This window comes from Rhodococcus sp. JCM 9793 (assembly GCF_055380405.1).
On sequence record NZ_AP043721.1, the window covers coordinates 4,140,472 to 4,152,835 of the forward strand.

A 12,364-nucleotide genomic window follows, 5' to 3' on the forward strand; every position below is an offset into this window, starting at 1 on the left:
GCACCCTACCCAAGGAGACTCCCTGTGGCGTTGAACCGAGATACCGCCGCACGAATGTTCGGCCTCGAAGGCCGGGTTGCGATCGTCACCGGTGCGTCGTCGGGTCTCGGCGCCACGGTGGCCGAGACTCTCGCGTCGCTCGGCGCGCGGGTTGCCGTGGTAGCCCGGCGAAAAGATCGCCTCGAAGAGCTCGCCGAGCGGATCGGAGGCGTCGCGGTCGCGTGCGACCTGTCGGATGTCGATCAGGTCGGCACCGTCGTACCGGCCGTGGTCGAACTGCTCGGCCCACCGGAGATCCTGATCAACGGCGCGGGCAGCATGTTCACCGAGGAGCGCGCCGAGGACGAACCGCTCGACGCGATCCGGCGCACCATGGACCTCAATCTGCTCGCGCCGTTCCGCCTCGCCCAGGACGTGTTCCCGCACATGCGCGCGGTCGGTCGAGGCTCGATCATCCACATCTCGTCGATCAGTGGACGCGTGGGTGTCCCCGGAATCCCTCAGGCATCCTATGCGGCAAGCAAACTCGGACTGTCCGGCCTCACCTCGGAACTGGCCGTGCAGTGGGCCCGGCACTCGATCCGCGTCAATACCGTCGCGCCGGGGTTCTTCCGCAGCGAGATCACGGGCCCCCTCTACGAAAGCGAACGCGCGACCGAGTACCTGCGCCGCAACACCCCGCTCCCGAAAGAGGGCACGCCCGACGACATCGTCGGTGCCGTCGTATGGCTGGCCGGCGACTCAGGAAGCTATGTCACGGGCCAGACCGTCGTTGTCGACGGCGGCTGGACGGCGCGATAGCCGCGCCGGGGAACTCACCCCACCCCGACTGGGAAGTGGCATGCCGCGAAATGTCCCGGTCGCAGCTCACGGATCTCCGGTTCTTCGGCCGCGCACTGCTCCTGCGCGGCCGGGCACCTGGTGCGGAACCGGCATCCGCTCGGCGGATTCAACGGAGACGGCAGGTCGCCGCTCAGGACGGCCGACGGCACCTGCGCATCGGGATCCGGATCCGGAATCGAGTCGATCAGCGCACGAGTGTAGGGATGCACGGGGGACGTGAACAGGTCGTCGGAACCGGCGACCTCACAGACCTTTCCGAGATACATGACGACCACGCGGTCGCTCACGTTCTTCACCACCGCCAGGTCGTGCGCGATGAACACCATGGTGAGCCGGTAGCGCTGTTTCATCTCTTCGAGCAGGTTGATGATCTGCGCCTGTACCGAGACGTCGAGCGCCGACACCGGTTCGTCGCAGATCACGATCTCCGGATCCAGGATCATCGCGCGAGCGATCGAGATCCGCTGGCACTGACCACCGGAGAACTCGTGCGGTCGACGATCCGGGGCGGTATCGGGATCGAGCCCGACCCGTTCGATCATGTCTCTGGTCCGCTTGTCGACGTCGGCCTTGCTCACGCCTCCCTGGATCCTCAGTCCCTCCGCAATGATGTCCTTGACCTTGCGCAGAGGATTCAGAGAGGAGATCGGGTCCTGGAAGATCATCTGCAGTGTCCGCCGGTGTCCGCGCAATGCGGATGCGCGGAGCCCGACGATGTTCGATCCGTCGACGACCACCGATCCCGCTGTGGGCGCAGGTAATTGCATGATCGCCTTGGCGACGCTCGACTTTCCGCATCCGGATTCGCCGACGAGACCGATCGTTTCTCCTCGCCTGGCGTCCAGGCTCACATCCGATACGGCGAAGACCCGCTCACTCCCCCGTCCGGCGTACTCCACCGTGAGATTCCGGACGCTCAACACCACATCGTCGTCGTCGCGCAAGTGCGCCAGTCCACTGCCTGCCATCAGTTCACGTCCCTCGAGTCGACGAGTGTGCCCGCCGCGGTGACACCCGCGGCGACGTTCGTTGCGCGGGCTCTCTCCCCCGACGGAGTCCCGAGCGGGAAAAAGCACGCCGCGGAATGCGCTCGCGAATCGGGCGAGGCGACGAGCACCGGAGATTCGATCAGGCATCGGGATTGCGCCGACGGGCATCTCGGCGCGAAACTGCATCCGGGTGGAGGATCGACGATCGTGGGTGGACGCCCCGGAATCGAGGGCAGGTAGGTGTGACTCGGGTGGGCGAGCCGCGGAATCGCCTCGATCAGGGCCCGGGTGTACGGATGTCGCATGTGTGCGAAGAGTTGCCGCGTCGGCCCTGTTTCCACGATTCTGCCCGCGTACATCACGGCGATCGAATCAGCACGCCCTGCCACGACACCGAGGTCGTGGGTGATCAGGATCATCCCCATATTCGATTTCTGCTGCAGACCTTGGAGAAGATCGAGAATCTGCTGCTGCACCGTGACATCGAGAGCAGTGGTCGGTTCATCGGCGATGAGCAGCGTCGGAGAGCACGCGATCGCCAGCGCGATCGTGACACGTTGCCGCATGCCACCGGACAGGTGGTGCGGATGTTGAGCGAACCGGCTTGCCGGTTCGGGTATCCCCACCAGCGTCAGCAATCGGATCGCTTCGGCCTTCGCCTGCGCTCGGTCGAGGTTCAGGTGGAATCGGAGGGTTTCGGTGAGTTGCTGCCCGATCGTCATGACCGGAGTGAGGGAGGTCATGGGGTCCTGGAACACCATCGACAGATCGACGCCCCACAGATGCTTGTTCTTCTTCGGCGACACGGTCGCCAGATCCACACCGTTGAAGCGGATCTCACTGCCCGGCCGCACCTGAGCGCTGGGCGCGAGAATCTTCATGATCGCCCGTGACAATACGGACTTTCCCGAGCCGGATTCCCCGACGATGCCGAGTGTTCGTCCGGCATCGACCGTCAGATCGACGCCGTCGACCGCACGGACCAGGCCGCGTGGCGTATCGAACCAGACGCGAAGATCACGCACCTCCAACAGCGACGCCTTCTGCGCGGCAGCCTCCGACCTCTCGGCTTCCTTCTCGAGACTCTCGACACCACTCATACGGACGACTCCTTGCCGACTCGGCCGCGCACCCAGTCGCCCAGCTTGTTGAACGAGTACACGGTGAGGAAGAAGAACAGCATGGGGATCAGCACGAGATGCGGGTATTCCCGCAGGGATTCGCGGCCGGCCGCGAGCATCCCGCCCCAGCTCGGCGTGGGTGGGGGAACCCCGAGCCCGAGGAAGCTCAAGCTGCCCTCGGCGACGACGAGTGTCGCCATCACCACGAGCGCGAGCGACATGACGGGCAACATCACATTCGCGAGCAGCTCCCGAGTAAGCACCCTCCATGTTCCCGCTCCGAGTGCCTTGGCAGCCGTGACGAATTCACGTTCGGAGAACGCGATCGTGTTTGCCCGCGCGACACGCGCGAAGTTGGGGATACCGAGCAGTGCGAGGCCGAGCACCAGCGTCGACAGACTCGGACCGAGCGCGGCCACCAGTGCGATGAGGAAGATCAGTGCCGGAAACGAGAGCAGGAAGTTGATGACGAGTGAGATGACCCGGTCCAGCGGGCCTCGGACGTATCCGGCGACCATCCCCGCCGTGACCCCAATGACCATCGCCACGGTCGTACCGACGATGGCCACCGTCATCGACACCCGCGCGCCGTAGATGCATCGCGAAAGGGTGTCGCGGCCCAGCGAGTCCGTCCCGAGCGGGTGCGCTCCCCACCCCGGGGTCGCGCTGAACTCGTCGGTGATCTCGTTGGGGTCGGGCAGTGGTAGCCACTGCGCGGTCAGGGCCGCGAGGACGACGAGTCCTATCCAGACGGCGCCGAGCAACGCACCGTAGTCGCGTCGCCGGTGTCGGCGAGACGGTTTCACCGCGGCCGGAACCGCGGCGGCGGTCATACCGATCGCAGCCACCTGTTCGGGTGTTCCGATGTCGTGGTCCTTCCGGACGAGGTCTGTCACGATCCACTCACTTTCCGCACGCGCGGGTCGAGCCACGGGTAGGCGACATCGACAACGGTGTTGATCAGCAGGTAGAGCAGCGCACTGAGCAGAACCACCGCCTGAACGACGATGAAGTCGCGAGAGAGGATCGAGTTGACCACCAGCGTGCCCATTCCCGGTAGGGAGAAGATCAGTTCGACGATGACCGTTCCACCGATGAGCCGGCCGATCACCACGCCGGACACGGTGATCAGGGAGAACGAGGATTGTCGCAGCGAGTGCCGGGTCAGGATGCGCCAGGTGGGCAGCCCGCGTGCCCGCGCCGAGAGCACGTGATCCTGCTGGAGAGTCGCCATCATGTCGCCTTTGAGCAGGCGGGTGAACAACACGCATTCACCCGCAGCCAAGGTCATGACGGGCAGTACGAGATACCGGATGTGCTCGATCGGGTCCTCGGAGAACGGCGTCCATCCGAGGGTCGGGAGCCACCCGAGCAGCACGCCGAACACGAAGACGAGCAGTACTCCCAGCGCGAACGACGGTATGGCGAGCGTGGCCGACGTCAGTGCTGTCGCAATCCTGTCGACGCGGCCGCCGGGGCGGTACGCCGACCAGACACCGATGGGCAGCGAAATCGCGAGGGCCACCACCATCGACAGGATCGCGAGTTCCAGAGATACCGGTGCTCGTTCTGCGAGCGACGTCAGCACCGGTGTCTGCGTGGTGAACGAGCGCCCGAAGTCGCCCTGGAGGACTCCGCCGATCCACGAGAAGTACCGCTCCACGAGTGGATCCGACAGTCCGTAGCTCTCGCGGGCGAGCTCGCGCATCTCGTCGGACGCGCCCGGTGGCACCAGTGCGTCGACGGGGTCGCCGGGAATCAACTCCAGAAGGAGGAACACCGCCACGCTGACCATGGAGACCAGCAGGAGGAAATTCCCGACGGACACCGCGCTTCGCTTGATCGAGGATCCGACCACGCTTCGATCACCTCTTCGTCTCTCGTCGCCCGCTACCGGCTCCCCCTGTTACTTGTCGATCCATGCTTCATCCAGGTAGACGCCTGCTCCGCTCGGCGTACCCGTGATGATCAGGTCCTTCACGTAGTCCTGGGTGAAGAGGTATCCGGTCTGGTATCGCCAGTTCCGCAACGGTGCGTCGTTGGAGATCTCCCCGTTGATCACCTCGTAGGCCGCTGAGACCACCTGCGGGTCCTGCGACGCCCGGCTCGTCTCGAATGCTTCGTCCACCTCCGGATTCGAGTAGCCGGTGATATTGCGTGTGCCGTTGGAGTGGAACCGCTCGTAGATCCCGTCCATGTTCTGCGACAGGGCCGCCGCGACGCCGAGTTGGAAGTCACCCGCGTTGAGGGCGCCTTCGAGCGTGGCGTAGTCCATGGCGTCGATCTGGATGGTGAGTCCGTCGATCTGCTGCGCCTGCGACTGCAGGATCTGCGCCACCTGTTCGAGTGCGGGCAGACCCGCGAAGGTGCTCAGACGCAAGGTCAGATCGGACTTGCCGGTCCGGTCCAGATACTCGTCGAACAGCTTCTGCGCGCCTTCGACGTCCTTCTCGGGGAACTTTCCGAGCGAGTCGTCCCGGTAGGGACTGTCGGGGTAGAGGAACGCGTCGACCGTTTCGTCGCCCGGGTACACGGCGCTGTTGATCTGGGCGCTGTCGAATGTCTTCAGGATAGCGAGGCGCAGCTGCGGGTCCTTCAGGTCGGGGTCTTCGAGGTTGAAGTTGAGACCGGTTCCGCCGACGAGCGGGAGGCTGTGGACCGTATAACCCTCCGCCTCGATCGCCTTGGCGTCCTTGGCGAGCAGCGACCAGTCGATGTCGATCTCACCGGCCCGCAACGCATTCAGACGCTGGTCGTCCTGGCCGATGACCTGGAGGACGTAGCTGTCGAGATACGGGGCCCCCTCGTCCCAGTAATTCGGGTTGGCCGTATAGGTGGCTTCGGAGTTGCGGATCCACGCGTCCAGAGTGAAGGGGCCCGCACCGATCGGCGCGTTCCCGAAATCGGGACCGAGTTGCGCGATCGCGGTCGGCGATCCGATCATGCCCAGGCCCTGTGCCAACGCCCAGGGCAGCTGGAAGTCGGTCTGTTCCGCGACGACCTCGACGGTGAGCGGGTCGACGACCCGCCACGTGAGCGGAGCCGCGACCAGCGCGGACGGTGAGAGGTTCGCAGGATCCTTGATGCGATCCCAATTGACGACGACAGCGTCCGCGTCGAACGGGGTGCCGTCGCTGAACCGGACGCCCTCCCGCAGCTTCAGGGTCCAGGTCCGGCCGTCCTCGGATTCGAACGACGACGCCATCGAGGGCACGAACTGCTCGTTCTCGACGTCGTAGCGCAGGAGGGTTCCGAACACGGGCGCGCATCGTTCGAATGCGTTGGTGGCGCACCACACCGGATCCATCGTCTTGCCCTCGACATTGATGGCCATCACCAGCTCACCGCCGGGTACGGGAGTGTCGGAACCTGCTCCTCCACCGCCGGACGAACCCCCGCCGCCGCACCCGGCGGCCACCAGGACCGACGCGACGGCTACAAGCAACGGTCGAGAAATCCCTCGCCGTGCACTGCGGCTCGGCAGCACATGCGGTCGACTCACTGGCACCTTGCACTCCTGTCGTAGTTCCGGCCTGCTGCGGGTACCACCCCGTCCGGACTGCTACCCGCAGCAGGAACTTCCGAGATTCGCGGTCGGGCCTATTCGGTGACCCAGATTTCCTCGGGCAACGGCGATCCGAGCGCATACACCTCGACGCCATGCACGTTGTCGGCCCACACCACGCCGGGAACGGCGCGGTAGTACCAGATGCCCGGGACGAGTTCGGCCAGACGCTCCTGCACTGTGTTGTATGCGGGTTTGCGCTCGTCCACACTCTCCGAGATGCGGCCGGCGTCGAGCGCGGCATCGAGCTCGGGATCGGACACCCCCACGTTGTTGCCGGAGGAGGCACTGTGGAAAGCCAACCACAACGGGGAGTCGGGATCCTGGATGACGGCCGAGGAAATCAGCATGTCGAAATCATGGGACCCCGTCCGAGCCACCGCTTGCGGGTAGTCGACCACGTCGACCCTCACCTCGACGTTCTCGAATGCACTGAGCTGCGCCTGCAAGGCCTCACCGAGGGTCCTGCTCTCGGTGGTCGGGTACGACAGGAACGAGAACGACACCGGCTTGCCTTCGGCGGCGAGTTCGTCGAACAGTTTCTGTGCGGTCTCGGGGTCGGTCTCCTTGAGAGGAACGTCGGAGAAGAACGGCGAACTCTCCGCGAAGAGCGTTTCCGGAATCTCACCCATGCCGTTGTAGACCGCGGTGTTGATCGCCTCGAGGTCGACGGCGAGTGCCACAGCCCGACGTGCACGCTCGTCGTCGAACGGTGCACGCCGGAAGTTCATGCCCATGAACTGACCGCCACCGGTCGCGACGACTTCGGCGTTCAGGCCCGCATTCTCGAGCTTGTCGATGCTCTCCCAGTTCGTCTCCGACGCGAGATCCGCTGCGCCGGTGGTCATCGCGTTCACGCGCTGGTTGGTGTCGCTCACGGTACGGATCGTGAGGCTGTCCAGGTACGGTTTGGGCGCATCCCAGTAGTCCGGGTTCTTGGTCAGCGTGACAGCGTCCTGACGTGCCCACGATTCCAAGGTGAACGGTCCTGCACCGATGGGGTTCTCGTCGAATGCTGCCTGTCCCTGTTCGAGCGCTGCTGGGGATGCGATCCAGTTCAGCGAACTCCCCACGACCGCCTGTGCGTAGTGCGGATTCTCGGATCTCATCGTGACACCGAGCGTGGTCGGGTCCTCGACCCGTGTCTCGGCGATCTGCGACGCCCACCGCCCCGACGTGGATCCCAATGTCGGATCCGTCAGACGATCCCAGTTGTACTTCACGGCGGCAGCGTCGAGCGGTGTGCCGTCGGTGAAGACGAGGTCGGGCTGCAACTTCAGGGTGAACGTCTTACCGCCGTCAGTTGTCGAGAACTCGGTGGCCATCTTGTATTCGATCTCGAGGGTCTCGACGTCGTTGACCATCAAGGTGCCGTACAGCGCATTCCCGAGTGTGGGCTGGAATGCCCAGTAATTGGTCAACGCTGCGGGATCGAGCGATCGAGGTTCCCCGGTCTGCAGGACCTCGAGCGTGCCTCCGGCGACGGGGTCTCCCGATTCACTCGGTGCGCTCGAGCCATCCGAACCCGAGTCGCCGCACGAGCTCAGGAGAAGGACGGCAGCAAATACCCCTGCAGCTGCTGACAGTACACGTCTGTGTCGAAACATCATGGCCTCTCACAAGAATGGAGTCGTCTCAGGGCAGGACCCGCGGACAGTCGGAGGTCGAGGTACGGCAACGGAAATCGGCGTACAGAAATCGACGATCCGGATAGTCGAGACACCCGGGCGTGATGCCGATCACAGGAAGTATCACCATTTGCGCACCAACATTCAAGTATTGCCATCCTTGTAATGATTGAAGTAGCGTGCGAACCGAGCGCAACCTCCGTACGTGCCCGGGTGGGCTGAGGAAGGAAATCGGTTTCTGATGTTTTCGGCAGTAGTGATCGAGAAGGGCGAAGCCGGCCAAACGGTGACGCGCACGAGCATCGAAGAATCGGCACTCCCAGAAGGGGACGTCACCGTCGACGTGGAATATTCCACGTTGAACTTCAAGGACGCGTTGGCCATCACCGGTAAATCCCCAGTGGTGCGCACGTTTCCGATGGTCCCCGGCATCGATGCGGCGGGCGTCGTCTCCGACAGCTCCCACCCGGAGTGGAAAGCCGGCGACCGCGTGGTCCTCAACGGCTGGGGCGTCGGCGAGACCCACTGGGGCGGGTTCGCCCAGAAGGCACGACTGAAGGGCGACTGGCTGATCCCCCTGCCCGAGGCATTCACTGCGCGGCAGGCGATGGCGATCGGCACGGCCGGGTACACGGCGAGCCTGTGTGTGGATGCCCTGGTGAACTTCGGCGTCACCCCCGATCAGGGCGAAATCCTGGTCACCGGCGCAACGGGTGGTGTCGGCAGCGTCGCGATCGCTCTGTTGACGAAGGCCGGGTTCACAGTGGCCGCTGCAACCGGTAAGACAGCCGAGGCCGAATACCTGCAGCAGCTGGGCGCCGCAACCGTCATCGACCGCGCCGAACTCTCCTCGGCCGGAAAGCCCATGCAGAAGGAGCGGTGGGCAGGCGTTGTCGATACCGCAGGCAGCCATACCCTCGCCAACGCGTGCGCACAGACCCGTTACGGCGGTGCCGTGGCCGCGTGCGGACTGGCACAGGGCATGGATTTCCCGGCCTCGGTGGCGCCTTTCATCCTTCGCGGGGTGTCACTGCTCGGGATCGACAGTGTGATGGCACCGCGCGAACGGCGCCTCACCGCGTGGGCACGCCTGTCCCGCGATCTCGAAGCGAGCACGCTCGACACAATCACCCAGGAGGTGTCGCTGGAGGAGGCGATCACCGCAGCGAACCAGCTCATGGACGGCACGGTGCGCGGCCGCATCGTCGTCGACGTCAATCGATAACAGGAGTGCATGTGACGAAGAAGCCCGTAGACACCAAGCCCGTAGAGCTCGACCTGTCCGACGTCGACCATCGGGTCGGCAAGCCCGTCGGTGGCGGACAGCTGTGGGATCCGTGCAGTACCTCCGACATCCGCCGATGGGTCATGGCGATGGACAACCCGAACCCGATCCACTGGGACCACGAGTTCGCGCGAAATTCCCGGTTCGGTGGCATCATTGCCCCCCAATCGATCGCGGTGGGGCTGGATTACGGCCACGGCGCGGCCCCCGCCTGCGTGGGATACATCCCCGAGAGTCATCTCATCTTCGGCGGCGAGGAATGGTGGTTCTACGGCTGCCCGGTCCGCCCGGGCGACAAGCTGTTCCAGGAGCGACGCTTCCACGACTACAAGGTGACGGAAACGAAGTTCGCCGGCCCCACCATGTTCTCGCGCGGCGACACCGTCCACAAGAATCAGAACGGTGTCCTCGTCGCCAAGGAGCGTTCCACCGCGATCCGCTACCTCTCGGCCGAGGCCACCAAGCGCGGCATGTACGAGAACCAACTCGGCGAAAAGAAGAAGTGGACCAACGCCGAACTGCTCGAGATCGAGAACCTCCGCTACGAATGGCTCCTGACGACCCGATCCGGGATCTCTCCTCGGTTCGACGAAGTCAAGGTCGGCGACACACTGCCCCGACGTGTCCTCGGACCCCACACCATCGCTTCGTTCACCACCGAGTACCGCGCGTTCCTCTTCAACATCTGGGGCACATTCGAGTGGGTCGCGCCCGAAGGCATCGAAGATCCGTGGGTCTACCAGGATCCGGGCTGGGTCGAAGGATTCGGCTTCGACGAGGAAGGCGCCAAGATCGATCCGCGCAAACGTGACGGTCTCTACGTCGGCCCTTCGCGCGGACACATCGACGAGGAGAAGGCCGGCGAAGTCGGCATGGCGCGCGCCTACGGATACGGCGCCACGATGGGCGCGTGGTGCACCGACTTCCTCGCCAACTGGGCGGGCCTCGACGGCATGGTGCGCCACATCAAATCGGATTTCCGCGGGCCCTCCTTCGAAGGCGACGTCACGTACTTCGATGCCGAGATCGTCGACAAGGAACCCATGTCGACCTGGGGCGTACCGCTCGTCCAGGTCAAGCTCCGGCTGACAAACCAGGACGGCAACGTCCTCGTGTCCTCCCTCGCCGAGGTCGAGCTGCCGCTCTAGCGGCACCGAGCAGACAACAGGAAGTCACCCATGAGTACTGAGACGAAGGCAGAATCGGTGGACTCTGTTTCGATCGTGTCGGGACCACCGCTGAGCGACGAACCCGGGCTCGGAGCACTCACCTTGCCCGGTTTCCTGCACGAGGTGACCGAGCTGTACGGCGATCGCGAAGCGCTCGTGATGCACGGAGCCGACGGGGTCACCCGATGGACCTACTCCGAACTGTGGGAGCGGGCGATCGACGTAGCCCGCGCGCTGCGGGGACTCGGCCTCGCGAAGGACGGGCGCGTGGGCGTGCTGATGACGAACCGCCCAGAATGGATCACGGCGGTCTTCGGCGCCTCCCTCGCGGGGGGCGTCGCAGTCACACTCAGCACGTTCTCGACCCCGTCGGAGCTCGACTACATGCTCGAGACCTCGGGTGTGGAGATCCTGCTGTTCGAACGCAACGTTCTGAAGACCGACTTCGCCGCGGCGCTGACCGATCTGGAACCGCAGATCGGGACAGCCGGGGCCGCCGAGGTGCATTCGGCGAAGTTTCCGTTCCTTCGGCATGTCGCGATGGTCGGGAAGAAGGCCGAAGGCGAGTCGATCGAGTCGTGGGACGAGTTCCTCACCCACGGCGAACCGCAGTCCCGGGAACTTGTCGAGGCCTCCGCCGCGGCAGTCCTGCCAAGCGATGTGGCCGTGCTGTTCTTCTCGTCCGGTTCCACCAGCAAGCCGAAGGGCATTCTGAGCGCACATCGCGGCGTGTCCATACAGATGTGGCGATTCCGGCGAATGTACGGGTTCTCGCCGGAGCTGAACATTCGGTGCTGGACGGCGAACGGCTACTTCTGGTCGGGCAATTTCGCGATGGCGCTCGGCAACACCCTTGCCAGTGGTGGGTCGCTGGTGTTGCAACCCACCTTCGACCCGAGCGAAGCACTCGAGCTCATCGAGAAGGAACGAGTGAACTTCCCGTTCGCATGGCCACATCAGTGGGCTCAGCTCGTCGGTGCACCGAACTGGGACAAGGCGGATCTGAGCAGCCTCCACTACGTCGACTTCAACACCCCGGTCGCACGTCATCCCACGGTGACCGATGAGTGGTACGAGCCGGGCCATGCGTACGGAAATACCGAAACCTTCACGATCAGTACGTGTTACCCGGCCAATACCCCGTCCGATGTAGCCGCCGGCAGCAGCGGAAAGCCGTTGCCCGGAGTGACGATCCGGATCGTCGACGCATTGACCGGCGAGGTAGTACCCCTGGGTGAACGAGGCGAGATCTGCGTCAAGAGTCCGACGTTGATGCTCGGGTACGTCGGTACTCCGCTCAGTGAGACGGTGGACGACCACGGGTTCTTCCACACCGGCGACGGCGGTTATCTCGACGACACCGGACGCCTCTACTGGGAGGGTCGGCTCACGGACATCATCAAGACCGGCGGCGCGAACGTGTCTCCCCTCGAGGTCGACGAAGCGCTCGTCGCGCATCCCGGAGTCAAGGTGGCGCGCACGGTCGGCGTTCCCCACGACACACTCGGGGAAGTAGTCGTCTCGTGCATCGTGGCGCATTCGGGAGCCGGCCTCGACGTCGACGGGATTCGCGGATACCTACGCGAGCGGCTCGCCAGCTACAAGGTTCCGCGGGAGGTGCTGTTCTTCGACAACGAGGAGATCAGCCTCACCGGCACCGCGAAGATCAAGTCGAGCGACATCAAGGAGCTCGCCATCAAACGTCTTCGAACGTAGTTCACCACTCGGAACGCGAGAGGTCCTGCACACGCCGAAAGCGTGTGC

10 protein-coding genes are annotated in these 12,364 nt (G+C 64.4%); 4 read left to right on the plus strand and 6 right to left on the minus strand.

What is annotated here, in order from left to right:
* The first annotated feature begins 24 nt into the window (after nucleotides 1-24).
* Nucleotides 25-801, plus strand: a complete 777-nt coding sequence (locus ACZ46K_RS21275) for an SDR family NAD(P)-dependent oxidoreductase (RefSeq protein ID WP_464744633.1) — start codon at nucleotides 25-27, stop codon at nucleotides 799-801.
* 14 nt (nucleotides 802-815) lie between these two features.
* Here the strand turns inward: ACZ46K_RS21275 and ACZ46K_RS21280 are convergent, their stop codons facing one another.
* From ACZ46K_RS21280 to ACZ46K_RS21305, 6 genes are all read right to left on the minus strand, one after another.
* Complete coding sequence (locus ACZ46K_RS21280) at nucleotides 816-1,811, minus strand: ABC transporter ATP-binding protein (protein WP_464744635.1); 996 nt, start codon at nucleotides 1,809-1,811, stop codon at nucleotides 816-818.
* Entirely contained in the window at nucleotides 1,811-2,932 is a 1,122-nt protein-coding gene (locus ACZ46K_RS21285; protein WP_464744637.1) for an ABC transporter ATP-binding protein, read from the minus strand. Before ACZ46K_RS21285 ends, ACZ46K_RS21280 begins: the two co-directional genes overlap by 1 nt.
* Nucleotides 2,929-3,849, minus strand: coding sequence for an ABC transporter permease (locus tag ACZ46K_RS21290; protein WP_464744639.1), 921 nt, complete (start codon nucleotides 3,847-3,849; stop codon nucleotides 2,929-2,931). Before ACZ46K_RS21290 ends, ACZ46K_RS21285 begins: the two co-directional genes overlap by 4 nt.
* Nucleotides 3,846-4,811, minus strand: coding sequence for an ABC transporter permease (locus ACZ46K_RS21295; protein ID WP_464744641.1), 966 nt, complete (start codon nucleotides 4,809-4,811; stop codon nucleotides 3,846-3,848). Before ACZ46K_RS21295 ends, ACZ46K_RS21290 begins: the two co-directional genes overlap by 4 nt.
* A 48-nt stretch (nucleotides 4,812-4,859) precedes the next feature.
* Nucleotides 4,860-6,398: an ABC transporter substrate-binding protein gene (locus ACZ46K_RS21300; RefSeq protein WP_464744643.1), complete on the minus strand. Its 1,539-nt coding sequence runs from the start codon at nucleotides 6,396-6,398 to the stop codon at nucleotides 4,860-4,862.
* Nucleotides 6,399-6,553: 155 nt separating this feature from the next.
* Nucleotides 6,554-7,939: an ABC transporter substrate-binding protein gene (locus tag ACZ46K_RS21305; protein WP_464744645.1), complete on the minus strand. Its 1,386-nt coding sequence runs from the start codon at nucleotides 7,937-7,939 to the stop codon at nucleotides 6,554-6,556.
* Between the two features lie 448 nt (nucleotides 7,940-8,387).
* Between ACZ46K_RS21305 and acuI the strand changes: the two genes are divergently transcribed.
* The 3 genes from acuI to ACZ46K_RS21320 are packed head-to-tail and all read left to right on the plus strand — an operon-like array spanning nucleotide 8,388 to nucleotide 12,316.
* Nucleotides 8,388-9,371 (plus strand): acrylyl-CoA reductase (NADPH), encoded by a 984-nt coding sequence (gene acuI / locus ACZ46K_RS21310; RefSeq protein WP_464744647.1) that lies wholly within the window; start codon nucleotides 8,388-8,390, stop codon nucleotides 9,369-9,371.
* An 11-nt stretch (nucleotides 9,372-9,382) separates the two neighbouring features.
* Entirely contained in the window at nucleotides 9,383-10,579 is a 1,197-nt protein-coding gene (locus tag ACZ46K_RS21315) for a MaoC family dehydratase (RefSeq protein ID WP_464744649.1), read from the plus strand.
* Between the two features lie 30 nt (nucleotides 10,580-10,609).
* Nucleotides 10,610-12,316, plus strand: coding sequence for a class I adenylate-forming enzyme family protein (locus ACZ46K_RS21320; protein ID WP_464744651.1), 1,707 nt, complete (start codon nucleotides 10,610-10,612; stop codon nucleotides 12,314-12,316).
* Nucleotides 12,317-12,364 lie beyond the last annotated feature (48 nt).